Here is a 26,209-nt window from a genome sequence, read left to right as displayed (position 1 = left end):
CCGGAGCGCCCAATGAATCTGCTGCTGGCCCGCTTTGCATCCGCCGCGCTGCTGCTCGTAGCGGCCGTCACTGTCCATGCTGCTCCGCTGGACGACGCTCGCCAATTGATCGTCGTCACCAGCGATACCTGGGACAGTACGCAGGGCCAGCTGCAGGCCTTCGTGCGCGACGGCAAGCACTGGCGCAAGCACGGCCAGTCGTTCCCGGTGGCGCTGGGTCGCACCGGCAGTGCCTGGGGCCTGGGCCTGCATCCTGCCCAGGCCGATGGCCCGCAGAAACAGGAAGGCGACGGTCGCAGTCCGGCCGGCGTGTTCGCGCTGGGCAGCGCGTTCGGTTATGCCGTCACCCGGCCCGGAACGGCGATGATTTACCAGCCAATGTTCGAGAGCAGCTACTGCATGGACGTACCGGCGTCGCCGTTCTACAACCGCATCGTCGATGCAAAGAAGGTCGGCAGTGCCGCCATCACCGGCTCCACCGAACCGATGCGGCTGGACCTGCACAACAAGGGCGACGTGCGTTACCAGGAAGGCTTCGTGATCGCGCACAACCCGGACAACCAGCCCGGCAAGGGCAGCTGCATCTTCGCTCATCTGTGGCGCCAGCCCGGCGAGGCCACCGCTGGCTGTACCGCGATGCCACAGGCGCGCATGCAGGCATTGCTGGACTGGCTGCGCCCGCAGGACACGCCGCGTTTCGTGCTGCTGCCGCGGGCTGAATACCAGCGCCTGCAGGCGCAGTGGAAACTGCCCGCGCTTGAAGGAGCCGCACGTTGAGCGCCGCCGACGAACCCCAACTGCAACGCGCGGTCAGCCGCTGGCAGATCGTCGGCCTGTCGATCAACGATGTGGTCGGCAGCGGCATCTACCTGCTGCCGGCGGCCACGGTCGCCCTGCTCGGCCCCTTCAGCCTGTGGGGCGTGGTGGCCGCCGGTATCGTCGTCGCCCTGCTGGTGCTCTGCTACGCACAGGCAGCCAGCTATTTCGATGAACCCGGTGGCAGTTATCTGTACGCGCGCGAAGCCTTCGGCCGCTTTGCCGGCTTCGAGATCGGCTGGATGATCTGGCTGACCCGCATCAGCTCTGCCGCAGCGCTCAGCAATGCGCTGGCCGACGCCGTGGCGCGGTTCTGGCCATGGGCAGGCGCCGGCATGGGCCGCATCGCGATCATCGTGGTCTCGCTCGCTTTCCTGACCGGGGTGAACATCATCGGCGTGCGTTCGGCCGCCCGTACCGGCATCGTGCTGGTGATCGGCAAGATGCTGCCGCTGCTGCTGTTCGTGGCCATCGGCGCGTTCTACATCGACCCGCAGCTCGCTTTCTCCGGCCAGCGCCCGGACCCGCACGACCTGCAGCGCATGGGCGAGGCAGCGCTGTTGCTGTTGTATGCCTATGCCGGGTTCGAGAACATCCCGGCCGCGGCCGGCGAATACCGCAACCCACGCCGCGACATTCCGTTCGCACTGATCACCATGATCGTCACCGTCACCGTGATCTATGCGGCGGTGCAGATCGTGGCGCAAGGTACGCTGCCCGGCCTGGCCGCGTCAGCCACGCCGCTGGCCGATGCCGCCTCCAGCTTCGGTGGCGAGGCGCTGGCGCTGATCCTCACCGTGGGCGCGACCATCTCCATCCTCGGCACCAACAGCAACACGATGATGATGGGCCCGCGCTTCCTGTTCGCCCTGGCCCGCGATGGCTACGGCCCGAAAGTGCTGGCGCAGGTGCACCCACGCTTCCGTACCCCGGCCGCAGCGATCTTCTGCCAGGGCCTGATCGCCCTCGGCCTGGCGCTGTCCGGCTCGTTCGTGCAGCTGGCGCTGTTGTCGATGACCACGCGCCTGTTCGCCTACATCGGTACCGCGGCAGCGGTGCTGGTATTGGCCAAGCGCTATGCGGACCGCCCCGGTGCGTTGAAGCTGCCCGGTGGCCCGTTGATTCCGGTGCTGGCCCTGCTGCTGTGCGTGGCCCTGTTCGCCAGTGCCAGCTGGCAGAACATCGCCGCGGCGCTGGTCGCCTTCGCTGTTGGCGCGGTCATCTACAAGCTGCCGCGCAAGGACGCCAGCGCCGATTGACCTGCCGATCACGCTGCCGGCCCGATGCGTTAACCGGCCGATAGGCACGATCAGGCTTCGTCCACCACGGAGCCTCCTGCCCATGAGCACTGATTACCAGATCCCCGGCCGCGTACCGGAAGAAGGCACACCCCGCCAGGCGGTTTCGGACTACTGGCGCGATCGCTATACCAGCGAACCGTACTACGACAACCAGCTGTTCTTCGACGATTACGAGCCGGCGTACCAGATCGGCCACACCGCACGCGCGCAGGACATGATCCGCGCTTACGAAGAGATCGAAGGCGAGCTGGAGTCGCGATGGGCGAAGGAGCGCGGCAAGAGCCGGCTGGAATGGGCGCAGGCGCGCAGCGCCGTGCGTCGCGGCTGGGAAGAGGCAGTGAATCTGGATCCGCGCCGGAACAGCCGCGGATAACCATGCCCTGTAGAGCCGAGCCCATGCTCGGCTGGGTATCCAGAGTCGAGCCCGCTCGGCTGCCGATACACTGCAGCCGAGCGTGGGCTCGGCTCTACCACCGTCCGTCAGTCCTGTTCCGGCAGCGGCGGAATCGGCGAGGCGCGCTTGGGCTCAGCGGCATTGGCGGCAATCAGGTCGCGGGTGTTCTTCTGCACCGCCACCGCGCCAAACAGCGACAGCGCGAATGCCATGCCATAGAAACCCTTTTCGCTCAGCACCAGGGTGGCGTTCCACAGACCGACCAGCAGCAGCAACAGTGCCGACAGCAGCGCGAACCAGCACAGTGCGTAGTACAGGCCGCTCACCGGAATGCTCTCGACGCGGTCGCGCACACTCTTCTGCAGCGATACCGCCGCGAACAGGCCGAACAGCAGCAGGGTCAGGTAATAGCCCTTTTCGTTCAGCGGCATTTCGGCATTGAACAGGCCTACCAGGTAGGCCACCGCGCCCAGCAGCAGGGCCACCCACGAGGCGGCGATGAAGGCGGGCGAGGGTCGATGGATGAGGGGTGCGTTCATTGCAGATCCTTGGCAGACAGGCGGGCATGCTTTGCCCGGGCGAGAACACCCTAGACGATCCGCGCCATGCCGCACAGGGGGTAGCAGGACCTTCGGGCCACGACCGTCACCCCGCCGGTGGTATACAAAGGAGAGCCTGGCCATCCGCATCCCCTTCCGCTGGAGATACCCATGACCCGCACGCCCCTGCTGCTCGCACTCGGCCTGCTGCCGATCCTCGCCACCACCGCCTGCAATGCCGCCGGTCCTGATGCGACAGGTCAGAAGGCACCGGCAACCGCCGCGACCGCCAACGACCAACGCCCCTTCACCGCCACCGAGGTCAGCCGTTTCGACCAGCCATGGGCGATGACCTTCCTGCCCGATGGCAGCCTGCTGGTGACCGAAAAGCGCGGCAAGCTGCAGCACTTGGACCTGGCCAGCGGCAAGAAACATGAGATCACCGGTATCCCCAAGGTCGCGTACGGCGGTCAGGGTGGTTTCGGTGATGTGATCCTGCATCCGGATTTCGCCCGCAACCATGTGGTCTACGTCAGCTATGCCGAAGAAGGCACGCTGGATACACGCGGCGCGGCCGTGGCCCGTGCCACCCTCGCCCTCGACGCCAGCGGCGGCGGCCAGCTGAAAGACCTGAAGGTGATCTGGCGGCAGACACCGAAGGTCAGTGGCGAAGGCCACTACGGCCATCGCCTGGCCTTTGGCCCGGACGGCAAGCTGTGGATCAGTTCCAGCGAACGGCAGAAGTTCGACCCGGCGCAGGACATGAGCGGCAACCTGGGCAAGATCATCCGCCTCAACGACGACGGCAGCTTGCCGGCCGACAATCCGTTCGCCTCGCAGGGTGGCGTAGCCGCGCAGGTATGGTCGCTGGGCCACCGCAATGTGCTGGGCATCGCCTTCGATGCCAACGGCAAGTTGTGGGCACAGGAAATGGGGCCGGCCGGCGGCGATGAGCTGAACCTGATCGTGCGCGGTGCCAACTACGGCTACCCGATCGTGTCCAACGGCGACCACTACGATGGCCGCCCGATTCCCGACCACGACACCCGCCCGGAATTCGCTGCTCCGAAGGTGACCTGGAACCCGGTGATTTCGCCGGCCGGCCTGATGTTCTACAGCGGCAACCTGTTCCCGCAGTGGAAGGGCAGCGCCTTCATCGGCGGCCTGTCATCCACTTCGCTGGTGCGCGTTGCCTTCGACGGCGACAACGCACGCGAAGCCGAGCGCTTCAACATGGGCGAGCGCATCCGTGAAGTGGAACAGGGCCCGGATGGCGCGCTGTGGCTGCTGGAAGACGGCAGCAAGGCGCGGCTGCTGAAGCTCACGCCGAAGGCCTGATTGGCCGGATTGCCGGCCAGCGGCCGGCACTACCGAACTGCAACGGCCCCGCATGCGGGGCCGTCTGCTTTCATTGGATGGTGATGACTTTCACTTCCGTGCGCGTGCAGGCCTTGTCCAGGCACTCGCCGTTCAACCACACCTGGCCATCGCCGATCATCACGCCCTGCTGGTTGACGAAGACCTTACCGAACTCCTGCGCGGACACCGCCTTGACCACCGCCGGGGTGATGATCTTTTCGTAGTTGCGCTGGAATTCACCGGGTCCGGTGATCTTCTTCCCACCACTGATGTTCAGTGGGAAACGCACTTCTTCAACCACGGCAGGACGGTCACCCGCGACCACGGCGGTCTTGAAGGCATTGAATACTTTTTCATACTGCGCCGCATCGCCGAGCAGCGTCTCGATGCGCGCGCGGGCGTCGTCTGCTGCGGGCTCGACGGGGCTGGACGCATCCGCGGGCGTCGCCGCCGCATCCTTTGCGTGTTCCGCCGCAGCCTGCGGTGCCGCAACGGCATCGGGCGTGGTGCTGGCGGCCGCCTCGGCCGGCGTCGCACCGGTCATCGGCGGCGGCGCATCGGCGGCGGGCTCGGGCGGCGATGCCGGCTGCGAGCACGCTGCCAGCAACAGGACAGGAACAAGGTACGCCATCGTGCGCATGTGCGGTCTCCATCGATACAGGGAGTCCGATGGTAGCGCCGGCGCAGTGAGAACAACAAAAAGGGGACGGAGGGGATTAAGTCGTTTATGCCACAAACGACTTAATCCCCTCCGTCCCCTTTTCTGCAATCAGGCCTTCAGCAGCTCGAACTGCACGGCCTCACCGGCCATCGACGAGGCACACACCCACACGTCGAACAGGCCCGGCTCGGCACGCAGCACGCCGTCGCGGCCGGTGAATGCCAGCTGCTCACGGGTCAGGGTGAACACCACCTCGGTCGATTCGCCCGGCTGCAGGGCCACCTTGCGGAAGTCCTTCAGCTCACGCACCGGCCGCACGCGGCTGGCCACGCGGTCATGGATGTACAGCTGCACCACTTCCTCGCCGGCCACGTTGCCGGTGTTGGTCAGCGTGGTGGTCAGGGTCAGGGTGTCGTCCCAGCCGACACGCGCGCTGCTCAGCTGCGGCACGCCGTAGGCGAAGGTGGTGTACCCGATGCCGTGGCCGAACGGATACAGCGGCTCGTTCGGAATCTCGCGCCAGCGTGCCTTGAACTCCGACATCGTCGGCAGTTCCGGGCGGCCGGTACGCGGATGGTTGTAGAAGTACGGCTGCTGGCCGGACACCTGCGGGAAGCTGACCGGCAGGCGGCCGGATGGGCTGTAATCGCCGAACAGCACATCGGCCACGGCATGGCCGGTCTGCGTGCCCAGGTACCAGGTGATGGCCACGGCATGCGCATTGCGCACCGCGCCCTGCAGTGCCAGCGCGCGACCATTGCGCAGCAGCACCACCAGCGGCTTGCCGGTCATCGCCACCGCTTCGGCCAGCGCCTGCTGTGCCGGCGGCAGGGTGATCTCCACGCGCGACTGTGCCTCACCGCTGTAACGCTGCGGCTCGCCCAGCGCCAGCACCACCACGTCGGCACGCAGCGCAGCCGCCACGGCCGCTTCGGTGCCACCGGCAATGGCTACTTCCAGCTCGCAACCCGGCACCACTTCCAGCAGCGCATCATCGCCGATGGCCGCGCGCACGCCGGTTTCCAGGTCCACGTAACGCTGCTTGTCGCCGAACAGCGTCCAGCAGCCTTCGATGTTGTCGCGGTCCTGCACGAACGGGCCGATCAGCGCGATCTTCTGGCCGTTCTTCTGCAGCGGCAGCACGTTGTCGCGGTTGTTCAGCAGCACGATCGAACGGCGCGCGGCATCACGCGACAGTTCGTCATGGGCGGCGATATGCGAGGTATCGGCTTCGCGCGCCGGGTCCAACGAACGGTACGGGTCGTCGAACAGGCCGATGGTTTCCTTCAGCCACAGGATGCGGCGCACGCCCTCATCCAGCACGCTCATCGGCACCTCGCCGCTCTCGACCAGGCCCGGCAGGTGCTCGGCGTAGAAACCGCTCTGCATGCTCAGGTCGAGGCCGGCGGTGAACGCCTTGGCAGTGGCGTCGCGGTCGTCGGCGGCATAGCCGTGCGCGACCAGTTCCATGTCGGCGGTGTAGTCGGAGATCACCACGCCCGGGAACTTCCATTCACCGCGCAGGATGTCGGTCAGCAGCTCGGCGTTGGCGCTGGCCGGCACGCCGTTGATGTCGTTGAACGAGGACATCACGGTGATCGCGCCAGCGTCGAAGGCAGCCTTGAACGGCGGCAGGTGCACGTCGCGCAGGGTCTGCGGCGAGATGTCGACCATGTTGTATTCCATGCCGGCCATCACCGCGCCGTAGGCGGCGAAGTGCTTGGGCGTGGCCAGCAGCGAATCGGCGGCGCGCAGGTCGCTGCCCTGGAAGCCACGCACGCGGGCGGCGGCAAACGCACAGCCCAGTACGACGTCCTCACCGGCACCTTCGGCACCGCGGCCCCAGCGCTGGTCACGGGCGATGTCCACCGCCGGTGCGTAGGTCCAGTGCAGGCCGGCAGCGGTGGCTTCAACCGCGGTGGCGCGCGCGGTGCGCTCGGCCAGGTCCGGCTCGAAGCTGGCGGCTTCGCCCAGCGGAATCGGGAACACGGTGCGCATGCCGTGGATGACGTCGGCGGCCAGGATCACCGGGATGCCGAGGCGGCTCTCCTCGGTGGCGACCTGCTGGATGCGGCGGCCGAGCTCGGCGCCGACACCGTTGAACAGCGAGCCGACCTTGCCCTCGCGCACCTGCTGCAGCACCTGGTCGGCATTGCGCACGTTGGCTTCCGGGTTCACGTCCGGAGCGAACGGGCGGACCATGTCCGCGAAGACACCCAGCTGGCCGACTTTTTCCTCGACGGTCATCTGGGCAATGAGGGATTCGATGCGATCGGAGGCCACCGGCAGTCCTTGATGAAAACGTTTACAAGCCCGGCATTCTAGCGATCCCGGACGATTTGGCGAGAGGTTTCGTCATTCAGTTTCAGCCACCAGCCGGATCCGTACGGTCCGGCCGGGGGCATCGCAGCTTACTCCGAGCCGGCCAACTGGCGCTGCCCGGCCATCAACATGGCGTCGCTGGACGCCTGGAACACCCGCAGGCCAAAGGCCGGCAGGATCGCCAGCAGGTGGTCGAAGATGTCCGACTGCACCGCTTCGTACTCGCCCCAAGCGGTGCTGCGGGTGAAGCAGTACAGCTCCAGCGGCAGGCCTTCGGTGGTCGGCTGCAGCTGGCGCACCAGCAGGGTCATGTCGGTGTGGATGCCCGGGTGGCTGGCCAGATAGCGCTCCACGTAGGCCCGGAACGTGCCCAGGTTGGTCACCCGGCGGCTGTTGACCTCGGCCACGCCCTGCTCGCGCAGACGCCCGTTCCACTGGCCCAGCTCCTGCTGCTTGCCGCGCAGGTAGTCGCCCAGCAGGGCGAACTGGCCAAGGAAGGCCAGGTCGTCCTCTTCCATGAAGCGCACGCTGTGCTGGTCCAGGTACAGCGCGCGCTTGATCCGGCGGCCCCCCGCTTCCTGCATGCCACGCCAGTTCTTGAACGACTCGGTCACCAGCTTCTTGGTCGGGATGGTGGTGATGGTCTTGTCGAAGTTCTGCACGGTGACGGTATGCAGGGCGATATCGATGACATCGCCGTCGGCGTTCTGGCTGGGCATCTCGATCCAGTCGCCGATGCGCACGCGGCCATCGCCACTGATCTGTACGCTGGCCACCAGTGACAGGATGGTGTCCTGGAAGATCAGCATCAGCACCGCGGTGGCCGCGCCCAGGCCGGTGACCAGTGGTCCCAGCGCGACCCCCAGCAGGGTGGCGACGATGGACAGGCCCGCGGCCACGAACACCACGATCTTGACCACCTGCAGGTAGCCCTTGATCGGCTTGTTGCGTGCATCGGGCTTGCGCTCGTACAGGCTGTTGGCCGCATCCAGCGCATGCGAGAACGCCATCGATACGGTCAGTACCGCCCACACGATGCACAGCTTGATGATGACGTTGACCAGGCCTGGCGGCAGGTCGGGAATGAGGGTGATGCCCGAGGCGATCACCTGGCTGGGCACCACGTTGGACAGGCGCGCGATGACCCGCATCAGGTGGCTGCCACGCCCGGACTCGGCGCCCGGCAGGCGCTGCAGCAGGCGTCGCAGGCCGCGCACCAGGATGCGCTTGGTCACCCAGTTGGCCAGGCCAGCTGCGATCAGCAGGGCCGAGATCATCAACGCCAGGTAGGCGCCAGGATAGGGTTCCAGTGTGTTCTGCAGCTGTTCCAGCCACTGTACCGCCACCACTGCGTCCACCATCGGTTGTCTCCTTCTTCATTGCTGTCGAGGTTGCCGGCCAGCGGCCGGCACTACCGGGAGTTGCCAGCCGGCGGCTGGCAGTAACGGGTCAGTCCCGCGAGCGTTCGATGATCACGCCGACCGCGCGCGCGCCGCGCACCGCACCGGGCTTGCTCAGCTTCAGGCGCAGCCACTTCACGTCGAACTCGTCCAGCACGATCTGCGCGCAGCGCTCGGCGAGCGTTTCCACCAGGCCGAACTCCGATTCACGCACGAACTGCTCCAGGCGCTTGCTGACCGCCTTGTAGTTCAGGGTATGGGCAATGTCATCGCTGGCCGCCGGACGACGGTTGTCGAAGCCCATCTCCAGATCGAACACGAGGTCCTGGCGGATCCGCCGCTCCCAGTCGTAGATCCCGATCAGGGCGTCGATCGTCAGCCCTTCGATGAAAACCTTGTCCATTGCGGTTACCAGCCGGAAAACAGGCGGTCATGGTAACGGGACGGCGGTGAGCCTGCCCGGAACGGGCGATGGGCCGCCGGGCATTCACAGGGGCTGGAAAAGACAAAGGGCCCTGCTAGCGGGGCCCTTTGGTACTACCGTTTGTCCCCGGGGGGAGCTTTCTCAAGCCGCAAGTCCCGGTGGCGCAGGTGATCAGATTAGGCAGCAACCAAACTGCGGGTCAAGGCCATGTGCGACAACGCAGACCTACGTCTTGTCCCCAGCTTGAGCGCGGGAAATCGGCCACGTACACAAAGGCGTTCCCTGATGGTGACCGACTCCGTCCCTGGCCAACATCGATCTTCCCCTCACCAGCGCACATCACGATGGCTGCATACGATGCATTGAGACGCGCGCTGTCAGCGGAGCGTCTGTCGACCTACGAGAGAATCGCATCGACCTGCAGCCCTGACGTCACTGCCGAATCCCTGTACCTCTGGAACATGCGGATGTGCGGTGCGTTGATGATGCCGGTCCACCTCTGCGAAGTGGTCATCCGCAATGCAGCGGCATCGGTACTGGCGCGGCAGCATGGTCCGCGATGGCCGTGGAATGATGCCTTCCGACGCAGGCTCCCGCATCATCATCCGCCTTTGCCAGGACGGCACTGGAACAGGCAACCTGTCGCGCGACCAGTACATCCGAGATCGTCGCCAACCTGCCAATGGTGTTCTGGCAACAGCTGTTCACCTGTCGCTTCGACTCCACGCTGTGGATTCCGGCGCTCAACGGCGTACTGCGCCATGCGCCTTCGGCTCATCCCAGTGTCATCAGAAAAGCCATGCACGTTGACATCGGACGCATCCGCCAGCTGCGCAACCGCATCGCCCACCACGAACCGATCCTTGAACGCGACATCGGTGCCGACCTGGCCGCGATCGGGCGGCTGATCCACGCCCGTTGCCCGCACACCCTGGGCTGGCTGCAGCGCCATGAACGGGCGACGACGGTGCTGGCGGCCTCGCCACTGGTTGGCAAACGCTCATGACGTTGCCGGCCAGTGGCCGGCATCACAGGAACAGGTCCGGCTCAGACGGCCGGCAGCGTCGCCATGTCCCAACGCGGGGTGACGTCCACCCTCGGCGGGCTGTGCTGGCCCGCCTGCAGGCGCAGTGCGCCAGCGAAGGCAATCATCGCGCCGTTGTCGGTGCACAGCGCCGGCCGCGGGAAACAGGCCCGCCCGCCGAGGCGCTCGGCCATCTGCTGCAAGCGTGCGCGCAGGCGCGTGTTGGCGCCGACGCCGCCGGCCACCACGATCACATTGGTGCCAGCCGCTTCCAGCGCGCGCTCGCACTTGATGGACAGGGTCTCGACCACGGCATCTTCAAAGCCGCGGGCGATGTCGGCGCGGGTCTGCTCGCTCTGGTCACTGTCGCGCCAGGCCATCAGGACCTGGGTCTTCAGGCCGGAGAAGCTGAAATCCAGGCCCGGGCGATCGGTCATCGGCCGCGTGAAGCGGTAGACGCCCGGCGTGCCCTGCTCGGCCAGCTTGGCCAACTGCGGCCCGCCGGGGTACGGCAGGCCCATCATCTTGGCGGTCTTGTCGAAGGCTTCACCGGCCGCGTCGTCCAGGGTTTCGCCCAGCAGCCGGTACTGGCCGATGGCATCGACGGCCACCAGCTGGGTATGGCCGCCGGACACCAGCAGGGCCACGAACGGGGCCTGCGGCGGGTCGTCTTCCATCAGCGGCGCCAGCAGGTGACCTTCCATGTGGTGCACGCCCACGGCGGGGACCTCAAGGGCCCAGGCCAGCGACCGGGCCACGCCGGCGCCCACCAGCAGCGCCCCGACAAGGCCGGGACCGGCGGTATAGGCCACCCCATCAATGTCATTCACGCCGAGCCCGGCCTCGGCCAGCGTCTGCCGCACCAGCGGCAACAGCTTGCGCACGTGGTCACGGCTGGCCAGCTCAGGCACTACACCGCCGTACTCGGCGTGCAGGGCGATCTGGCTGTAGACCGCATGGGCGCGCAGGGCCGCGCTGCCGGACAGGTCGGTGTCATACACCGCCACGCCGGTCTCATCACAGGAAGATTCGATGCCAAGGACTCGCATGCCTGCTATTATGACGCCCCTGCCAACCCCTCGGGGGAACTGGCAGGTCTCACTGCAATCCAACAACCTGCCCCTATTCAGGATTTGCGGCTTGCAGTTTGTTTATTCGCCACTATAATGTGCGGCTCGCCGGGCGTGACCCGGTTCTACTGTGTCCCGGAGATTCCATGCCCAGCGTCAAAGTCCGCGAGAACGAACCCTTTGAGTTTGCTCTTCGCCGCTTCAAGCGCACTTGCGAAAAGGCCGGTGTGCTGGCCGAAACCCGCAAGCGCGAGTTCTACGAAAAGCCGACCCAGGAGCGTAAGCGCAAGGCCGCCGCTGCTGTGAAGCGTCAGCTGCGCCGTTCCTCGCGCGACGTCACCAAGCGTCAGCGCCTGTACTGATCGGACGCATCTTCATTGCGGTGGGCATTCCCTGCCGCGGTGGAGTCGAAGCCGGCACGCGCGAGCGTCGCCGGCTTTTTGCGTTTCCGGGCCCGGGCATCCGCCCTGCCCCACCACCACCACGAGGTTCGCCATGAGCATGAAGCAGCAGCTCACCGAAGACATGAAGGCCGCCATGAAGGGCGGCGAGAAGCACAAGCTGGGCGTCATCCGCCTGATCAACGCGGCCATCAAGCAGAAGGAAGTCGACGAGCGCATCGAGCTCGACGACACCGCCGTGATCGCCGTGCTCGACAAGATGGTCAAGCAGCGCAAGGATTCGGTCAGCCAGTTTGAAGCGGCCAACCGCGAAGACCTGGCGGAAATCGAGCGCGCCGAGATCGTGGTGATCGAAGCCTACCTGCCGGCCAAGATGGGTGAAGCCGAGATCGTCGCGGCGATCCAGGCCGCCATCGCCGAGACCGGCGCCAGCAGCGCAGCCGACATGGGCAAGCTGATGGGCGCGCTGAAGCCCAAGCTCGCCGGCCAGGCCGACATGGGCCTGGTGTCCAAGCTGGTCAAGCAGCAGCTGGCGTAAGCCAGCGTTGATCCGGTAGCGCCGGGCCATGCCCGGCGTTTCGGTTGGTCGCCGGGCATGGCCCGGCGCTACCGATGCAGCACCCGCTTCACCACCTCTTCGACCTCCGGCTGCTACAACATCCCCATGGTCGAGCAATCAAACGCCCCCACCGACACGCGTCCCCACGGCATCCCCGCACGGCTTCGTCACTACGCTGATCGCCTGCAGGACAGTTTCCCGATGGCGGTGGCCAAGCGCTTCGTCGAGATCGACGTGCTGACCCAGGCCGCTTCGGTCTCCTTCTACGCCCTGCTGTCGATGGCCCCGCTGCTGGTGCTGTTGCTGTGGCTGACCGCCTCGTTGTATCCGCCGGCGCAGCAGGCACTGATCGGGCAGATCGGCTCGGTGGCCGGCAGCAGTGTGGCCAGCGTGGCCGACACCGTGCTGCACAACGCCAACAGCCAGCCCAGCGTCGGCTCGCTGGCCGGGGTCTGGAGCACATTGCTGTTGTTCGTCGGCGCCACCGCCGTGTTCGCGCAGCTGCAGAACGCGCTGAACCGGATCTTCCATACCAGCGGGCAGCGCCTGGACGGGGTCAAGGCCTGGCTGCGCAAGCGTGTGTTCTCCTTCGGCGTGGTGCTGGCACTGGGCTTCCTGCTGATCCTGTCGATGACCGCCACCACCGCGCTGCAGGTGGTGTTCGCGCAGCTGCCTTCGGTGCTGCCTGCCATCGGCTACCTGACATCGCTTCTGCTGTACACGCTGGCCTTCGCGTTCCTGTACCACTACCTGCCTGACCGGCGCGTGGCCTGGCGCCAAGCGTTCATCGGCGGCGCCATCACCTCGTTGCTGTTCACCCTCGGCCGTTATGGCATCGGCGTCTACATCAGCACTGTTGCCCCTGGCAGCGCCTACGGCTCGATGGGCGCACTGGTGATTTCGCTGGTCTGGATCTACTACGCCACTGCCGTGTTCTTCGTCGGTGCATTGATGACCGCGGTGATCGACGAACGCCAGTACGCACGTGCACGCCTGGCCAGCGCCGATGTGGCCCCACAGGAAACCGGCCCGGCCGCCGCCAGCGAGTAAACTAGGGGACCTGCCGCCCCCGCAGCGCGCCCTGGCGGCCGCGCCCTGTCCTGTTGCCCATGGCCCGTATCCCCGACGCTTTCATCGACGACCTGCTGGCCCGCTCCGACATCGTCGAGGTGGTGGGCAGCCGCGTGCCGCTGAAGCGCCAGGGCAAGGAGTACGCCGCACGCTGCCCGTTCCATGACGAACGCTCGGCCTCGTTCACCGTCTCGCCGACCAAGCAGTTCTATCACTGCTTCGGCTGCGGCGCGCACGGTACCGCGATCAGCTTCCTGATGAACTACGACCGCCTCGAGTTCCTCGACGCGGTGGATGAACTGGCCAAGCGTGCCGGCATGGAAGTGCCGCGCAGCGAGAACCCGCGCAGTGCGCAGCAGCAGGATGACAGCCGCGAGCTGTACTCCGCACTGGATGCGGCAACCAAGTTCTTCCAGAAAAACCTGGAAGGCAGCGAGAAGGCGCGCAGCTACCTCGACGGCCGCGGCGTGGACGAAGAGAACCGCGCGCGCTTCCAGATCGGCTATGCGCCCGATGGCTACAGCGGCCTGCGCGATGCGCTGGGCAAGGACGAGCGGCGGATGAAGCTGCTCGACCGCGCCGGCCTGTTCTCCAAGAACGACCGCGGCCACGTCTACGACAAGTTCCGCGACCGGGTGATGTTCCCGATCTTCGACCGCCGTGGCCGGGTGATCGCCTTCGGCGGGCGCGTGTTCGAGAAGGACGACGGCCCCAAATACCTCAACTCGCCCGAGACCGCGCTGTTCCACAAGGGCCGCGAACTGTACGGCCTGTGGCAGGTGCGCCAGACCAACCAGAAGATCGAGCGCTTGATCGTGGTCGAGGGCTACATGGACGTGGTCTCGCTGTTCCAGTTCGGCGTCACCCAGGCGGTGGCGACGCTGGGCACTGCGACCACGCCGGACCACGCCGAGCTGCTGTTCCGCAACGCGCCGGACGTGTTCTTCTGCTTCGACGGCGACGCCGCCGGCCGCCGCGCCGGCTGGAAGGCACTGGAATCGGTGCTGCCACGCATGAAGGACGGCCGCCAGGCCTTCTTCCTGTTCCTGCCCGATGGCGAAGACCCCGACAGCATCGTGCGCAAGGAAGGTGCAGAAGCTTTCGACGAGCGCCTGAAGCAGGCCACGCCCCTGTCGCAGTTCTTCTTCGACGAGCTGACCCGCGAGATCAACCTGGGCACGCTGGACGGCAAGGCACGGCTGGCCGAGCGCGCCAAGCCGATGCTCGCGCAGATTCCCGACGGCGCGTTTGGCGACCTGATGAAGCAACAGCTGGGACAGCTGACCGGCCTGGGCGGCAACGCGCAGGCGGGCCGCCCGCAGATGCCGCAACGCGCCGTCTCGCGCACGATCCAGCCGGTGGCCAAGCGCAGCCTGGTGCGCGGCGCAATCGCCGTGCTCCTGCAGCAGCCGACGCTGGCCCTGACCCTGGGCGGCAAGCACCACTTCCAGGGCCTGCGCCTGCCGGGCGTGGAGCTGCTGCTGGAACTGCTGGGGCTGGTCGAACAACGCCCGGACATCAGTACCGGCGCCCTGCTGGAGCATTTCGACGGCCGCGAGGAACAGGCCTCGCTGCACACCTTGGCCGCGCAGACGCTGGCGGGCGATGAAGCGATGTGGACGGTGGAGCTGCATGACGCGGTCGGGCAGCTGGAGAAGCAGCTGCTGTTCCAGCGGATCGACGACCTTAACGCCAAGCAGCGACAACAGGGTCTGGACGATACTGACAAGTACGAGATGCGCGAGCTGCTCAAGGCCCGCGCCAATCTGCGCCTGTAGCGGCAGAACACATCCCCGGAGAGACCATGCTGCTGCGCCTGACCTGCCTGCTGTTGTTGTCGCTCTGCCCCGCTCTGCCGGCCTGGGCTGCGGACCCCGCCCTTGCTGAAGTCCGCCCCGGCCTGTACGCCGGCGGCCAGCCCACGGCTGCGCAACTGCGCGAACTGGCTGCACAGGGCGTGCGCACGGTGATCGACCTGCGCCAACCCGATGAAGATCGCGGCTTCGATGAAACACGCGAGGCCGAAGCGCTGGGCCTGCGCTATGTACGCATTCCGGTGGCCGGTGCCGAAGGCCTGGATGCCGCCAACGTGCGCGCCGTGCACCAGGCCCTGCGGCAGAGCCAGGGGCCAGTGCTGCTGCACTGCGCCTCCGGCAACCGCGCCGGTGCCGTGCTCGGCCTGGTCAACGCACGCTACGAACACGCCAGCCCGGAACAGGCCCTGCAACTGGGCCAGCGTGCCGGCCTGAAGTCGCTGGAAGCAGCCACCCGCGAGCGTCTGGCGATTCCTTCTCCCACCCCCTGATTCCCAGCACCAAGGAGCCTATCCACCATGACCCGCTGGTGGTCGCGCCTGCGACCGGACAACTTCACCCTCGCCCTGCTGTGCACCGTCGGCCTGGCTTCGCTGCTGCCGATGAAAGGCGCCGCCGCCCTGGTGCTCGACGATGTCACCACCGTCGCCATCGCAGCGCTGTTCTTCCTGCACGGCGCGCGCCTGCCGCGCGAATCGATCATCGGCGGCATGCTGCACTGGCGCCTGCACCTGACGATCCTCGCCTGCACCTTCATCCTCTTCCCGCTGCTGGGGCTGTTGTTCAAGCCGTTGTCGGGCTGGCTGCTGACGCCCGAGTTGTACCTGGGCGTGCTGTTCCTGTGCACCCTGCCATCCACGGTGCAATCGTCCATCGCGTTCACCTCGATGGCGCGCGGCAACGTGCCGGCGGCCGTGTGCAGTGCCTCGCTGTCGAGCATCCTCGGTGTGTTCCTGACGCCACTGCTGCTGACCGCGCTGGCCGGTACCTCCGGCGGCGTGCACGACCCGCTGCATGCCATCGGCGGCATCATGCTGCAGTTGCTGGTGCCGTTCGTGGCCGGCCACCTGCTGCGCCCATGGATCGCCGGCTGGGTGGAGAAGCAGCGCGCGCTGCTGCGCTACACCGATCAGGCCACCATCCTGCTGGTGGTGTACTCCGCGTTCGGCGAAGCAGTCACTGAAGGGCTGTGGAGCAAGACACCGCTGCTCTCGCTGTTCGCGGTGGCTGTCGTGGCCGCGGTACTGCTCGGCATCGCCATGCCGCTGATCACCTTCATCGCCCGCCGCCTGCGCTTCAACCGCGAAGACGAGATCGCCATCGTGTTCTGCGGCTCGAAGAAGAGCCTGGCCACGGGCGTACCGATCGCCAAGGTGCTGTTCGCTGGCGGCAGCCTCGGCGCGATCGTGCTGCCGGTGATGATCTACCACCAGATCCAGCTGATCGTCTGCGGCGTGATCGCCCAGCGCTACGCCAAGCGCGCGCCCTGACCGGCAGAACAGCCATCCACGCATGGCGTGGATCTACTGTGGCGCTGAGCCTACAAAAGTAGATCCACGCCATGCGTGTATTCACCGATCCACCAACGTGCCGACGCTCAGCTGCGGCATCCACACCCACAGGTCGTACTGCCGCCCGGCATCGGTATCGACCTCCGGTGCACGCGCAGGTCGCTCGAGCAGAGCCAACGCCTTGCAACGGTCCATGCACCCCCAGAAATGGCCGCGCAGGGCTTCCAGCCGCACGCTGTAAATGTCCAGATCGCGCAGCGCCGACGCCATCGGTTGCGTCTGCATTTCCGGCGGCGCATCGGCCGGCCGCTGCAGCATGGCGTGGACATTGCCGGTCAGGACGACCATGCGTGCGTCATCCGGCAGGCGCCGGTACAGGCGCCGCAGCTCCGCCGCCATGCGATCGTCGCGCGCTTGGCTGCCGCCATCACCGTTGTTGACGTCATAGCCGACCACCTCGATGGCGCGACCCTGCGCCTTCAGCGCGCGCAGGCCTTCGATCAGCGCCAGCATGTCGCGACTGCGGCGGCCATCGTGCTGATCATCGCGCACGGTCCAGAACGCACGGCCGTGCACGTGTTGGCGTGCCATCGCCCCGCCATCGGAATCCAGATAGTCACGCAGTGTGGTGTTCTCACCGCGCGGCAGTTCCAACGCCAGCACGACCGGGCCGTTACGGCTGTAGTCGTCCACCAGTCGGCGCACCAGCAGCGGTATCTCGCGGGTACCATGGAATTCGCCCAGCACCAGAACGCGGTGGTCTCCGGCATGCTGGCGGATCTGCATGGCAGCGTCGTCGGCGCGCGCGCTCATCACCATGCCCAGCGCCAGCAGCAGGGTGGCGGTCCAGCGGAAGATCGAATGCATCCCTGCTCCTTCCTTTCCTTGGGGTCAGGAACAGCAATGGCGATGCGGCAACGGCAGTTCAAGTAGATCCACGCCATGCGTGGATGCCTCAGCCCATCACAACCAGGGCAGGATCCAGTGATCCACCAGCAGGAAGGCGAACAGCGCCATCAGGTAGACGATGGAGTAGCTGAACATCTTCATCGAGAACAGCTCATCCGGCGGGTTGAGCATGCGCCAGGCGTACCAGAGGAACACGGCGTTGAGCACGATCGCACCGCCCAGGTAGAACGCCCCGCTCATGCCGACCAGGTACGGCAGCAGGCAGACCAGTGCCAGCACCACCGAGTACGCCATGATCTGCTTGCGCGTGTGCACCACACCATGGGTGACCGGCAGCATCGGGATTTCCGCCTTGGCGTAGTCCTCGCGACGGAAGATCGCCAGTGCCCAGAAGTGCGGCGGCGTCCAGATGAAGATGATCAGCACCAGCAGCGACGAGTACGCCCAGTCCGACGAGCCCTGCATGCCGGTCACCGCCGCCCACCCCAGCATTGGCGGCATCGCGCCGGCCAGACCACCGATGACGATGTTCTGCGAGGTCGCTCGTTTCAGGTAGACGGTGTAGATCACCGCATAGCCGATCAGCGAAGCGAAGGTCAGCACCGCGGTGATCCAGTTCACCCACAGCACCAGGATCGCCATCGACAGCACGATCAGCACGCTGGCGAACACCAGCACCTGCCATGGCTTGACCTTGCCCACCACCAGCGGTCGCCACGAGGTACGCGCCATCTGCGCGTCGATGTGCGCATCCAGCAGCTGGTTGATGGCTGCAGCTGCCGACGCCGCAAGCCAGATACCGAGGAAGCCGAGCACGCCGGCGCGCACCTGCTCCCAGCTGGGCACACCCGGAATGGCCAGGACCATGCCGACCAGGGCGGTGAAGACGATGAGGGCGACGACCTTGGGTTTGGTCAGGTCCCAGTACTGGCGATAGTTGGAAAACATGGAATCAGTCCGGGGCACGCAGGCGGGCCAGCAGGCTGACCAATACAAACAACAGGGCAACGGCAACGCCGTTGTGCGCCACTGCCACTTCCAGCGGCAGTGCAAGCTTCACATTGAGGATGCCGAGGGTGACCTGCAGCACCAGCAGCGCGACCAGGGCCGAGGCCCAGCCACGCATGCTCGGCAGCCGGAACAGGCGCAGGCCCAGCCACAGCATGTAGACGGCAACGACAATCGCGAACAGGCGATGGGCCATCTGGATGGCGATGCGCGAGGCACCGTCGAGCACGCCGCCTTCGTAATCCACGCCAATGCCACGCCACAGGGTGAAGCCCTCGGCGAAGTTGTGCTGCGGCCACCACTGGTTGGCGCAGCGCGGGAAGTTGTCCAGCGAGGCACTGCCGCCGCCGCACGCCAATGCCGCGTAGTTGGCACTGACCCAGCCGCCGAGCGCGATCTGGGTGACCAGCACCGCCACACCGATGCGCAGCAGCCACTTCAGCTTCGGCGCCTCGGCCAGGGTGATCGGCATGTGCGTGGCACGCCACGCCATCCACACCAGCAGGCCGAACATCAGCATGCCGCCCAGCAGGTGGCCCATCACCACGATCGGCTTGAGCAGCAGGGTCACCGTCCACATGCCCAGCAGGGCCTGGAAGATCACCACCGCCAGCGTCAGCAGCGCCGCGCGCGCCAGGTCGATGTTGCTCCAGCGCAGTGCGGCGATCAGCAGGATGGCCTCGCCGATGAGTGCCAGCACGCTGGCGGTTCCATGCCAGCCCATCATGTACAGCGGTATGCCCGCGGCCACCAGCACGCAGGCGGTAACCACCGCCGTGCTTCCAAAACGACGCTTGCGCGTGGCCAACAGGGCCAGGGTCAGGATCTCGATGCCGAGCGCGCCGGCCAGGAAGCGGTGCACCTGCTCACGCCAGGCTTTGTGCGTTTCCAGCGGACGGATCTCCGCCGCCGGATGCCCGATGGTCTCTTCCACGTGCTGCGGCCAGGTCGCCTGCCCATAGCAGGTTGGCCAGTCCGGGCAGCTCAGGCCGGCATCGGACAGGCGCACGAAGGCGCCGAACATGATCGTGCTCGCGGTCATGATCATGGCGAACCACGCCAGGCGGTGGAAATTGCGGTGCAGCGCCGGACGCGCGGAAAGGCTCATCAAACGGGACTCACTTCAGTTTCAGCAACGTGGCCATGTCCTTGCGCAGGCCTCCGAGATCGCTCCCGGGGGCATGACGCATGATCACGAAGCCGTTCGGATCGATCACGTAGACCGGCAGACCCGCCGGATCATCGACGCCGGGCAGCGCCGCGCGCAGGGCTGGCGACGGGGCCAGCGGCCGCAGCGCGGGCAGCGAGGCGATCGACGCCGGTGGCGTTCCCAGCCACAGGATTTCGACATTATCGGCGTTATGGCCGAACAGCTGCCACACCTTGCCCAGTCCCTGCGACAAAGTGACGCACTGCGCGTCGCAGGCACCGGCCGGTGCCACCAGCAGACGCCAGGTGCGCGCGTCGGGGTTCCAGGGGTAGGCCGCGCCATTGGCCAGCGTCGGTGGTTGCTGGCGCAGATCCACAGGCGGCTTCAGCAATTGACCACTGTTGCAATGCGCGGTCGGCTGCCAACCCGAGAAACGCAGGATGGCGGCCAACGCCATCGCCCCGAAGAAAACGGCGAACAGCAGCACCAGGGTCCGGCGGCCGTTGCCGCGCGCCTGCGGGGAGGTAGCAGTGTTCATGCGGGGCATTTTCTCATGGTTGGGAAAGGGATGCCGGCCAGCGGCCGGTACTACCGGGCACCGGGCCGCCTCCTGCGCCATTCCAGTACCAACGCCACCACCAGCACGGTCAGCGCCAGCCCGAACCACTGCACGGCGTAACCCAGGTGGCGCTGCGGCGGCAGCGTGTTCGGCAGCAGGTCGAGATCGCGCTCATCGCCGAACGGCAACGCCGGATCCAGCCGCAGCACGCGCTCGGGCAACGACGGCAGGCCCAGCGCGGCGGCCAGGCCATCGGCGGGAAGGCGACTGGCCAGCCAGCGCCCTGCAACATCGGTGGTGGTGAACGCCGGCCCCAGCGCCAAGCCGGCCGAAGGGGGCGGTGCCAACAGGCCACGTACGTCCACCGGCGACGGCGGTGCCGCCACCTCCGGCAACATGCGGTCGGGCGGCAGCGCGCGCCAGCCCAGGTCCACCAGCAACACGCTGCCCGCGTCGCTGCGGAACGGACGATAGATCTTCACTCCGGCGCGGCCGTGGCGGGTCTGGTTGTCCAGCAGCACCACGCCCGGCAGGAAGCGACCGTGATCGGCCACGCCATGCAGCGCGCCCTGCGCCGCCAGTGCCTGTGCCAACGGCATCGCCTGCGCCACGGCCGGGGCCTGCGCGTCCAGCAACGCCTGTTTGGCATGCATCCGCTGCAGCTGCCACAGGCCGAGCGCGGTGAATCCGGCCATTGCCAGCAGCGCCATCAGCCATCCGATCAGGCGCGTGTGCTGGCGCATCATGACAAGTCCGCGCAAACGCGGTCAGATAGGCACATCCACCCTGCCCTCGAGCCGCGCATGAGTGATTCGCTGAAGACCCTGCTGGTAATCGCGTTTCTGATCGTCATCGTCTGGAATCTGGGCGCCGGCCTGTATTACCTGCTGGTGGACCGCGGCCAGACCAAGCGCACGGTCAATGCATTGACCCGCCGCATCGGAGTGTCGGTGGCGTTGATCGTACTGGTGATCGTGTGCATCTATATGGGATGGATCAAACCGCACGGCATCGGCAGCTGACCCCACGTCAGGCCAGGCAGCGCCGGCGGCTGAGGCTGCCGACGCCTGCGCGGTCAAAGCACGTAGACGAACAGGAACAGCATCAGCCACACCACGTCGACGAAGTGCCAGTACCACGCAGCCGCTTCGAAAGCGAAATGGTTGTCGCGGGTGAAGTGTCCCTTTGCCGACCGCAGCCACATCACGATCAGCATGATCGTGCCCAGCAGCACGTGTGCGCCGTGGAAGCCGGTCAGCATGAAGAAGGTGGAACCGTAGATGCCCGAGCCGAGCGTCAGGTTCAGTTCCTTGTAGGCGTGGATGTATTCCTCCGCCTGCAGTGTCAGGAAGCCGAGGCCGAGCAATACCGTCAGGCCCAGCCAGATCAGCAGCTGGCGGCGGTTGCCCGCCTTCAACGCATGATGGGCGATGGTCAGGGTCACGCCCGAGGTCAGCAGGATCAGCGTATTGATCAGCGGCAGGCCCCAGGCCGGAATGGTCTGGAACGCGCCACCGATCGCTGCCGGGCCATTGGTCGGCCAGCCGGCCGAGTAGCCCTGCCACAGCAGCTCGTTGGTCATCACCCCGCGCCCTTCGCCGCTCAACCACGACAGGCCGAGGTGGCGGGTGTAGAACAGCGCACCGAAGAAGGCACCGAAGAACATCACTTCGGAGAAGATGAACCAGACCATCCCCATCCGGAACGAACCGTCCACCTGCCGGTTGTAGTTGCCGGCCTGCGACTCGCGCACCACGTCGCTGAACCACCAGAACAGGGTCAGCACCAGCATCGCCACGCCGATGTAGAAGGTCCAGCGGCCCCAGCTGGCGTCGTTGAGCCAGCTGGCCACGCCGACCATGGTCACCATCATCGCGATGGAACCGACGAACGGCCATTTGCTCTGGGCCGGGACGAAGTACACGTTGGCGTCGGTAGGTGTCTGGGCCATGGTCGGTATCCGGGTCAGGGAGCAGCGTGGGCGCCTTCCGACGTGGCGGCCGGAGCCAGCCGATCGGACAACGCATCGTTGCGGTAGAAGGTGTAGGACAAGGTGATCGTCCGGATTTCCGGCGGCAGGTCCGGATCGACGATGAAGCGCACCGGCATGTCGCGCTTCTCGCCGGCCTGCAGGGTCTGCGCGGTGAAGCAGAAGCACTCGGTCTTGCTGAAGAATCCCGACGCGCGTGCCGGTGCCACCGAAGGCACCGCGCTGCCGACTACGGCCTGCTGGCTGTCGTTGCGGGCGAAATACAGCGCCTCGTTGAGCTCGCCAGGCACCACATCCATGGTCAGCTGCTCGGGATGGAACGACCACGGCAGCCGCGAATTGACGCCACCATCGAATTCCACCCGCACGGTGCGCTTGCCACTGGCGGCACCGGTACTGGCTTCGCTGCCCGGACCACGTTCCAGGCGCACGCCGAACACCTTCTCGCAGGCGATGCGATACAGCGGCACCAGCGAGAACGTCAGCAGGAACACCACCACCGCAACGCCGATCAGGCGCGGCAGGCCGGCGCTGCGTGACGGAGCGGTGGCCGGCGTTTCGCTCATCGACCGATCACGCCGCTGAGGATGAAGCCGACGTAGACCAGCACGGCGATCGCGCCCACCCACAGCGCGGTGCGCTTGGCGCGCTGACGCTGCTGCTCGATGCCGTGGATCTGGCTGTCGCTCTGATGGAGCCGACCGCTGGTCGGCTGCGCTTGACCGGACGACACGCTGTCAGCCGAACGCGGCTCGGCTCTGGCTGCAATGATCGGGCTCTCGTTATGCATGCACCACCTCAATGACCGATATCGTCGTGGGCCAGGTCACCCGGGCGGATGGTCGGCGGCGTGGTGAAGGTGTGCGCCGGTGCCGGCGACGGCAGCGTCCACTCCAGGCCACGCGCGCCTTCCCAGGAGCGCGCCTCGGCCTTCTCGCCATTGCGCAGCGAGGACAGCAGGATCGCGGCCATCATGAACGGCGTGGCGAACATGCCGAACGCACCGATCGAGCTGATCAGGTTCCAGTCGGCGAACGCCACCGAGTAATCGGGGATGCGCCGCGGCATGCCGGCCAGACCCAGGAAATGCTGCGGGAAGAACAGCAGGTTGACGAACACGATCGACCACCAGAAGTGCACCTTGGCCCACTTCTCGCTGTACATGCGCCCGGTCCACTTCGGCCACCAGTAGTACACCGCCGCGATCAGCGCGAACACCGCGCCGGTCACCAGCACGTAGTGGAAGTGGGCAACCACGAAGTAGGTGTCGTGATACTGGAAGTCGGCGGCCACGATCGCCAGCATCAGGCCGGAAAATCCGCCGATGGTGAACAGGATGACGAACGCCACCGACCACAGCATGGGAGCTTCGAAGGTGAGCGAACCACGCCACATCGTGCTGACCCAGTTGAACACCTTCACCCCGGTCGGGATCGAGATCAGCATGGTGGCGAACATGAAGTAGATCTCGCCACCCAGCGGCATGCCCACGGTGAACATGTGGTGGGCCCAGACGATGAACGACAGGAACGCGATCGCCGCGGTGGCGTAGACCATCGCCTGGTAGCCGAACAGCGGCTTGCGGCTGAAGGTCGGGATGATCTCGCTGACCACGCCGAAGGCGGGCAGGATCATGATGTAGACCTCGGGATGACCGAAGAACCAGAAGATGTGCTGGAACATCACCGGGTCACCACCACCGGCCGCATTGAAGAAGCTGGTGCCGAAGAACTTGTCGGTCAGCAGCATCGTCACCGCACCAGCCAGCACCGGCATCACCGCGATCAGCAGGAACGCAGTGATCAGCCAGGCCCAGCAGAAGATCGGCATCTTCAGCAGGTCGATACCGGGCGCGCGCATGTTCAGTACCGTGGCGATGATGTTGATCGCACCCATGATCGAACTGATGCCGGCCACGTGGATGGCGAACACGGTGAACGCGACGTTGTAGCCGCCCTGCAGCGACAGCGGCGGATACAGGGTCCAGCCACCGGCCGGCGCACCACCGGGTAGCAGGAAGGTCAGCAGCAGCAGGCTGAAGGCCACCGGCAACAGCCAGAACGACCAGTTGTTCATGCGCGGCAGCGCCATGTCCGGCGCACCGATCTGCAGCGGGATCATCCAGTTGGCCAGGCCGACGAAGGCCGGCATCACGCCGCCGAAGATCATCACCAGCGCGTGCACGGTGGTCAGCTGGTTGAAGATTTCCGGACGGATGTACTGGATGCCGGGCTGGGCCAGTTCCAGCCGGATCAGCACGCTCATGAACGCGCCGATGACGAACATGATGAAGCTGAAACCCAGGTACAGCGTGCCGATATCCTTGTGGTTGGTCGAGAAGAACCAACGCTCGAAGAAGCTCTGCGGGTGATGGTGATCGTCGTGCCCAACTGCCGAGTGCGCCATTGCAAAACACCTCTCAGGATCGGTTGTCGCCGCGGCCGCGACACGGCCGCGGACAGTTACATCAGGCTCCGCTGGCCGCCGCGGCAGGCGCGTTGCCGGCCTCGGCGGCGGCCGGTGCTGCCGGCTGTGCCGGCGATTCACTGGCAGGCGCGGTGGGTTCGGCGGGCGCGGCAGGCGTCGCGGGTACAGGCGCCGGTTTGCGCTGCGCCAGCCACTGCTTGAACTCTTCCTTGGACACCGCCTCGACCACGATCGGCATGAAGCCATGGTCCTTGCCGCACAGCTCCGCGCACTGGCCGCGGTAGACACCGGGCTGCTCGATGCTGGTCCAGGCTTCGTTGATGAAGCCGGGAATCGCGTCCTGCTTCCAGCCCAGCGCCGGCACCCACCAGGCGTGGATCACATCGTCGGAGGTGATGACGAAACGCACCTTGGTGTCCACCGGCAGTACCAGCCGGTTGTCGACATCCAGCAGGTAGTGCGGATGGCTCTCGCGGGTCGGCACCTTGCCACTCTGCCGCATGCGGTCGGACTCACGGTCCAGGCGGCTGGTGAAGGTCACGTTCTCGCCCAGGTACTCGTACTTCCACATCCACTGGTAGCCGGTGACCTTCACCGTCATCTCGGCATCGCGGGTGTCGTACATCTTGATCAGGTTGGCCGTGGCCGGCCACGCCATCACCACCAGGATGATCACCGGGATCACCGTCCAGATGACCTCGGCCTTGGTGTTGTGGCTGAAGGTGGCGGCGACCGCGCCCTTGGACTTGCGGAACTTGAACATCGCGTAGGCCATGGCGCCGAACACGATCACGCCGATCACCGTACAGACGATCAACGAGAGGTTGTTCGATTCCCAGGCCAGGCGCGAGGTCTGGGTCACCCCCTTGCCCATGTTCAACTGCCACGGCTTTGGATCGGCCGCCTGGGCCAGCGCCGTCCCCGGCATCGACAGCAGGGCCCCCATCGCGGCGGCCATTGCAACGCACTTCGTGCCCCACCCTCTGCTTTGCTTCATTGCCTAGACCCTTAGCGTCGTCGGTTGCCGCCATCGCTGGCGGCGAGCAAATCTTCAAGCGTTTCAACAAGCGTTTGACGTTCGGCCGGCGCGAGAAAACTCCCCACCTCCACCTGCCGGCCGCTGGATGCCAGCCGGACCCTCTGGTCGTCGGTGAGCAGGCGCACCCAATGCGGATGAGCCCGGAACACCGGCAATCCACCGGGCACGGGGATGACCTCCACGTACGCCGGCACTACCCGGATCTCCTCCTGCCGTTCACCGCTGCGCCACAACGCGCGCAACGCAGCTGCCAGCAACAGGCTGTACAGCAGCGCGAACAGGGGGGCGAATGCGTTGCCGGCCACCCACCCGAAGGCGGACACCAGCCACATCACTCCCGACAACACAGCAAACAACAGGACGAACTGCCGGGCATCGAGCGCCCGTGGGGGACGCAGTCGCAGCTGCGTACCTGACCCATCCGGAGCTGTAAGCACCTCGATCATGTCGCAACCGCGTTC

The 26,209-nt window shown here is 66.2% G+C and carries 28 protein-coding genes and 1 pseudogene; 12 read left to right on the top strand and 17 right to left on the bottom strand.

From position 1 onward, the window contains the following. Window positions 1-12: 12 nt before the first annotated feature. The 3 genes from CR156_RS21730 (at window position 13) to CR156_RS21720 (ending at window position 2,490) form a co-directional block, all read left to right on the top strand. A complete protein-coding gene (locus CR156_RS21730) occupies window positions 13-777 on the top strand; it encodes a L,D-transpeptidase family protein (protein WP_100554553.1) in 765 nt (254 codons plus the stop codon). Then, window positions 774-2,075, top strand: coding sequence for an APC family permease (locus tag CR156_RS21725; protein WP_100554552.1), 1,302 nt, complete (start codon window positions 774-776; stop codon window positions 2,073-2,075). Before CR156_RS21730 ends, CR156_RS21725 begins: the two co-directional genes overlap by 4 nt. Before the next feature lie 82 nt (window positions 2,076-2,157). Further along, entirely contained in the window at window positions 2,158-2,490 is a 333-nt protein-coding gene (locus tag CR156_RS21720; RefSeq protein WP_100554551.1) for a hypothetical protein, read from the top strand. A gap of 107 nt (window positions 2,491-2,597) precedes the next feature. Here CR156_RS21720 and yiaA read toward each other — a convergent pair whose 3' ends face one another. After that, window positions 2,598-3,050 carry an inner membrane protein YiaA gene (gene yiaA / locus CR156_RS21715; protein WP_100554550.1) on the bottom strand — a complete coding sequence of 151 codons (453 nt, stop codon included), beginning with the start codon at window positions 3,048-3,050 and terminating at the stop codon, window positions 2,598-2,600. A gap of 171 nt (window positions 3,051-3,221) precedes the next feature. Here yiaA and CR156_RS21710 point away from each other — a divergent pair, with 171 nt between their 5' ends. Further along, window positions 3,222-4,388 carry a PQQ-dependent sugar dehydrogenase gene (locus CR156_RS21710; protein ID WP_100554549.1) on the top strand — a complete coding sequence of 389 codons (1,167 nt, stop codon included), beginning with the start codon at window positions 3,222-3,224 and terminating at the stop codon, window positions 4,386-4,388. Between the two features lie 70 nt (window positions 4,389-4,458). Here the strand turns inward: CR156_RS21710 and CR156_RS21705 are convergent, their stop codons facing one another. The 4 genes from CR156_RS21705 to folB all read right to left on the bottom strand — a co-directional run bounded on the left by CR156_RS21705 (window position 4,459) and on the right by folB (window position 9,195). Then, the gene (locus CR156_RS21705; protein WP_100554548.1) at window positions 4,459-5,049 is read right to left on the bottom strand and encodes a hypothetical protein; all 591 of its coding nucleotides are present in this window, start codon (window positions 5,047-5,049) and stop codon (window positions 4,459-4,461) included. Between the two features lie 129 nt (window positions 5,050-5,178). Next, window positions 5,179-7,353, bottom strand: coding sequence for a glycoside hydrolase family 3 N-terminal domain-containing protein (locus CR156_RS21700; protein ID WP_100554547.1), 2,175 nt, complete (start codon window positions 7,351-7,353; stop codon window positions 5,179-5,181). A 128-nt stretch (window positions 7,354-7,481) separates the two neighbouring features. Continuing rightward, window positions 7,482-8,753, bottom strand: coding sequence for a mechanosensitive ion channel family protein (locus tag CR156_RS21695; protein WP_100554546.1), 1,272 nt, complete (start codon window positions 8,751-8,753; stop codon window positions 7,482-7,484). Between the two features lie 88 nt (window positions 8,754-8,841). Beyond that, window positions 8,842-9,195 carry a dihydroneopterin aldolase gene (folB, locus tag CR156_RS21690; protein ID WP_025878255.1) on the bottom strand — a complete coding sequence of 118 codons (354 nt, stop codon included), beginning with the start codon at window positions 9,193-9,195 and terminating at the stop codon, window positions 8,842-8,844. 365 nt (window positions 9,196-9,560) lie between these two features. On the opposite strand from folB, the pseudogene CR156_RS23245 reads away from it, so the two are divergent. Further along, window positions 9,561-10,222 (top strand): annotated as a pseudogene (locus tag CR156_RS23245) (hypothetical protein). 41 nt (window positions 10,223-10,263) lie between these two features. Here CR156_RS23245 and tsaD read toward each other — a convergent pair. Further along, a complete protein-coding gene (gene tsaD / locus CR156_RS21680; protein WP_100554544.1) occupies window positions 10,264-11,289 on the bottom strand; it encodes a tRNA (adenosine(37)-N6)-threonylcarbamoyltransferase complex transferase subunit TsaD in 1,026 nt (341 codons plus the stop codon). A gap of 167 nt (window positions 11,290-11,456) precedes the next feature. Between tsaD and rpsU the strand changes: the two genes are divergently transcribed. The 6 genes from rpsU (at window position 11,457) to CR156_RS21650 (ending at window position 16,645) form a co-directional block, all read left to right on the top strand. Further along, a complete protein-coding gene (rpsU, locus tag CR156_RS21675; RefSeq protein ID WP_002808376.1) occupies window positions 11,457-11,672 on the top strand; it encodes a 30S ribosomal protein S21 in 216 nt (71 codons plus the stop codon). Between the two features lie 133 nt (window positions 11,673-11,805). Next, the gene (locus CR156_RS21670; RefSeq protein ID WP_099821346.1) at window positions 11,806-12,249 is read left to right on the top strand and encodes a GatB/YqeY domain-containing protein; all 444 of its coding nucleotides are present in this window, start codon (window positions 11,806-11,808) and stop codon (window positions 12,247-12,249) included. Between the two features lie 126 nt (window positions 12,250-12,375). Beyond that, entirely contained in the window at window positions 12,376-13,320 is a 945-nt protein-coding gene (locus tag CR156_RS21665; RefSeq protein ID WP_100554682.1) for a YihY/virulence factor BrkB family protein, read from the top strand. Between the two features lie 59 nt (window positions 13,321-13,379). After that, entirely contained in the window at window positions 13,380-15,119 is a 1,740-nt protein-coding gene (gene dnaG / locus CR156_RS21660; RefSeq protein WP_100554543.1) for a DNA primase, read from the top strand. Between the two features lie 26 nt (window positions 15,120-15,145). Next, window positions 15,146-15,646 carry a protein tyrosine phosphatase family protein gene (locus CR156_RS21655; RefSeq protein ID WP_100554542.1) on the top strand — a complete coding sequence of 167 codons (501 nt, stop codon included), beginning with the start codon at window positions 15,146-15,148 and terminating at the stop codon, window positions 15,644-15,646. 27 nt (window positions 15,647-15,673) lie between these two features. Beyond that, a complete protein-coding gene (locus CR156_RS21650; RefSeq protein WP_099782541.1) occupies window positions 15,674-16,645 on the top strand; it encodes a bile acid:sodium symporter family protein in 972 nt (323 codons plus the stop codon). Window positions 16,646-16,726: 81 nt separating this feature from the next. Here the strand turns inward: CR156_RS21650 and CR156_RS21645 are convergent, their stop codons facing one another. From CR156_RS21645 to CR156_RS21625, 5 genes are all read right to left on the bottom strand, one after another. Then, a complete protein-coding gene (locus CR156_RS21645) occupies window positions 16,727-17,533 on the bottom strand; it encodes a TraB/GumN family protein (protein ID WP_100554541.1) in 807 nt (268 codons plus the stop codon). A gap of 96 nt (window positions 17,534-17,629) precedes the next feature. Beyond that, window positions 17,630-18,523 (bottom strand): heme o synthase, encoded by an 894-nt coding sequence (gene cyoE / locus CR156_RS21640; RefSeq protein WP_089238231.1) that lies wholly within the window; start codon window positions 18,521-18,523, stop codon window positions 17,630-17,632. 4 nt (window positions 18,524-18,527) lie between these two features. Beyond that, window positions 18,528-19,691 (bottom strand): COX15/CtaA family protein, encoded by a 1,164-nt coding sequence (locus CR156_RS21635; protein WP_100554540.1) that lies wholly within the window; start codon window positions 19,689-19,691, stop codon window positions 18,528-18,530. A gap of 10 nt (window positions 19,692-19,701) precedes the next feature. Continuing rightward, on the bottom strand, window positions 19,702-20,271 hold the full coding sequence (locus tag CR156_RS21630; RefSeq protein WP_100554539.1) for a hypothetical protein: 570 nt from the start codon (window positions 20,269-20,271) through the stop codon (window positions 19,702-19,704). A gap of 50 nt (window positions 20,272-20,321) precedes the next feature. After that, window positions 20,322-21,038 carry an SURF1 family protein gene (locus tag CR156_RS21625; RefSeq protein ID WP_100554538.1) on the bottom strand — a complete coding sequence of 239 codons (717 nt, stop codon included), beginning with the start codon at window positions 21,036-21,038 and terminating at the stop codon, window positions 20,322-20,324. Between the two features lie 57 nt (window positions 21,039-21,095). Between CR156_RS21625 and CR156_RS21620 the strand changes: the two genes are divergently transcribed. Beyond that, window positions 21,096-21,314, top strand: a complete 219-nt coding sequence (locus CR156_RS21620) for a twin transmembrane helix small protein (protein WP_089238223.1) — start codon at window positions 21,096-21,098, stop codon at window positions 21,312-21,314. Between the two features lie 53 nt (window positions 21,315-21,367). On the opposite strand, the gene CR156_RS21615 is transcribed toward CR156_RS21620, so the two are convergent. From CR156_RS21615 to CR156_RS21590, 6 genes are all read right to left on the bottom strand, one after another. Then, complete coding sequence (locus CR156_RS21615) at window positions 21,368-22,243, bottom strand: cytochrome c oxidase subunit 3 (RefSeq protein ID WP_049468562.1); 876 nt, start codon at window positions 22,241-22,243, stop codon at window positions 21,368-21,370. A 14-nt stretch (window positions 22,244-22,257) separates the two neighbouring features. Then, window positions 22,258-22,848 (bottom strand): cytochrome c oxidase assembly protein, encoded by a 591-nt coding sequence (locus CR156_RS21610; RefSeq protein ID WP_100461555.1) that lies wholly within the window; start codon window positions 22,846-22,848, stop codon window positions 22,258-22,260. Continuing rightward, window positions 22,845-23,072, bottom strand: a complete 228-nt coding sequence (locus tag CR156_RS21605; RefSeq protein WP_100554537.1) for a hypothetical protein — start codon at window positions 23,070-23,072, stop codon at window positions 22,845-22,847. Before CR156_RS21605 ends, CR156_RS21610 begins: the two co-directional genes overlap by 4 nt. An 8-nt stretch (window positions 23,073-23,080) precedes the next feature. Further along, a complete protein-coding gene (ctaD, locus tag CR156_RS21600; RefSeq protein ID WP_025878294.1) occupies window positions 23,081-24,688 on the bottom strand; it encodes a cytochrome c oxidase subunit I in 1,608 nt (535 codons plus the stop codon). Window positions 24,689-24,749: 61 nt separating this feature from the next. Then, window positions 24,750-25,706 (bottom strand): cytochrome c oxidase subunit II, encoded by a 957-nt coding sequence (gene coxB, locus CR156_RS21595; RefSeq protein ID WP_100554536.1) that lies wholly within the window; start codon window positions 25,704-25,706, stop codon window positions 24,750-24,752. Window positions 25,707-25,717: 11 nt separating this feature from the next. Then, complete coding sequence (locus tag CR156_RS21590; RefSeq protein WP_100554535.1) at window positions 25,718-26,194, bottom strand: DUF2244 domain-containing protein; 477 nt, start codon at window positions 26,192-26,194, stop codon at window positions 25,718-25,720. Window positions 26,195-26,209 lie beyond the last annotated feature (15 nt).

Source organism: Stenotrophomonas lactitubi, assembly GCF_002803515.1.
GTDB lineage: Bacteria > Pseudomonadota > Gammaproteobacteria > Xanthomonadales > Xanthomonadaceae > Stenotrophomonas > Stenotrophomonas lactitubi.
Note: the sequence above shows the minus strand (reverse complement) of the source record. Positions and strands in the feature narration are given on the sequence as shown.

Bases quoted from the DNA above. Each gene is read 5' to 3' on its own strand.
- CR156_RS21730 (WP_100554553.1), top strand. From the start codon at position 13: ATGAATCTGCTGCTGGCCCGCTTTGCATCCGCCGCGCTGCTGCTCGTA.
- CR156_RS21720 (WP_100554551.1), top strand. From the start codon at position 2,158: ATGAGCACTGATTACCAGATCCCCGGCCGCGTACCGGAAGAAGGCACA.
- yiaA (WP_100554550.1), bottom strand. From the start codon at position 3,050: ATGAACGCACCCCTCATCCATCGACCCTCGCCCGCCTTCATCGCCGCC.
- CR156_RS21710 (WP_100554549.1), top strand. From the start codon at position 3,222: ATGACCCGCACGCCCCTGCTGCTCGCACTCGGCCTGCTGCCGATCCTC.
- CR156_RS21705 (WP_100554548.1), bottom strand. From the start codon at position 5,049: ATGCGCACGATGGCGTACCTTGTTCCTGTCCTGTTGCTGGCAGCGTGC.
- CR156_RS21695 (WP_100554546.1), bottom strand. From the start codon at position 8,753: ATGGTGGACGCAGTGGTGGCGGTACAGTGGCTGGAACAGCTGCAGAAC.
- folB (WP_025878255.1), bottom strand. From the start codon at position 9,195: ATGGACAAGGTTTTCATCGAAGGGCTGACGATCGACGCCCTGATCGGG.
- tsaD (WP_100554544.1), bottom strand. From the start codon at position 11,289: ATGCGAGTCCTTGGCATCGAATCTTCCTGTGATGAGACCGGCGTGGCG.
- rpsU (WP_002808376.1), top strand. From the start codon at position 11,457: ATGCCCAGCGTCAAAGTCCGCGAGAACGAACCCTTTGAGTTTGCTCTT.
- CR156_RS21670 (WP_099821346.1), top strand. From the start codon at position 11,806: ATGAGCATGAAGCAGCAGCTCACCGAAGACATGAAGGCCGCCATGAAG.
- CR156_RS21665 (WP_100554682.1), top strand. From the start codon at position 12,376: ATGGTCGAGCAATCAAACGCCCCCACCGACACGCGTCCCCACGGCATC.
- dnaG (WP_100554543.1), top strand. From the start codon at position 13,380: ATGGCCCGTATCCCCGACGCTTTCATCGACGACCTGCTGGCCCGCTCC.
- CR156_RS21655 (WP_100554542.1), top strand. From the start codon at position 15,146: ATGCTGCTGCGCCTGACCTGCCTGCTGTTGTTGTCGCTCTGCCCCGCT.
- CR156_RS21650 (WP_099782541.1), top strand. From the start codon at position 15,674: ATGACCCGCTGGTGGTCGCGCCTGCGACCGGACAACTTCACCCTCGCC.
- CR156_RS21645 (WP_100554541.1), bottom strand. From the start codon at position 17,533: ATGCATTCGATCTTCCGCTGGACCGCCACCCTGCTGCTGGCGCTGGGC.
- cyoE (WP_089238231.1), bottom strand. From the start codon at position 18,523: ATGTTTTCCAACTATCGCCAGTACTGGGACCTGACCAAACCCAAGGTC.
- CR156_RS21635 (WP_100554540.1), bottom strand. From the start codon at position 19,691: ATGAGCCTTTCCGCGCGTCCGGCGCTGCACCGCAATTTCCACCGCCTG.
- CR156_RS21630 (WP_100554539.1), bottom strand. From the start codon at position 20,271: ATGAACACTGCTACCTCCCCGCAGGCGCGCGGCAACGGCCGCCGGACC.
- CR156_RS21625 (WP_100554538.1), bottom strand. From the start codon at position 21,038: ATGATGCGCCAGCACACGCGCCTGATCGGATGGCTGATGGCGCTGCTG.
- CR156_RS21620 (WP_089238223.1), top strand. From the start codon at position 21,096: ATGAGTGATTCGCTGAAGACCCTGCTGGTAATCGCGTTTCTGATCGTC.
- CR156_RS21615 (WP_049468562.1), bottom strand. From the start codon at position 22,243: ATGGCCCAGACACCTACCGACGCCAACGTGTACTTCGTCCCGGCCCAG.
- CR156_RS21610 (WP_100461555.1), bottom strand. From the start codon at position 22,848: ATGAGCGAAACGCCGGCCACCGCTCCGTCACGCAGCGCCGGCCTGCCG.
- CR156_RS21605 (WP_100554537.1), bottom strand. From the start codon at position 23,072: ATGCATAACGAGAGCCCGATCATTGCAGCCAGAGCCGAGCCGCGTTCG.
- ctaD (WP_025878294.1), bottom strand. From the start codon at position 24,688: ATGGCGCACTCGGCAGTTGGGCACGACGATCACCATCACCCGCAGAGC.
- coxB (WP_100554536.1), bottom strand. From the start codon at position 25,706: ATGAAGCAAAGCAGAGGGTGGGGCACGAAGTGCGTTGCAATGGCCGCC.
- CR156_RS21590 (WP_100554535.1), bottom strand. From the start codon at position 26,194: ATGATCGAGGTGCTTACAGCTCCGGATGGGTCAGGTACGCAGCTGCGA.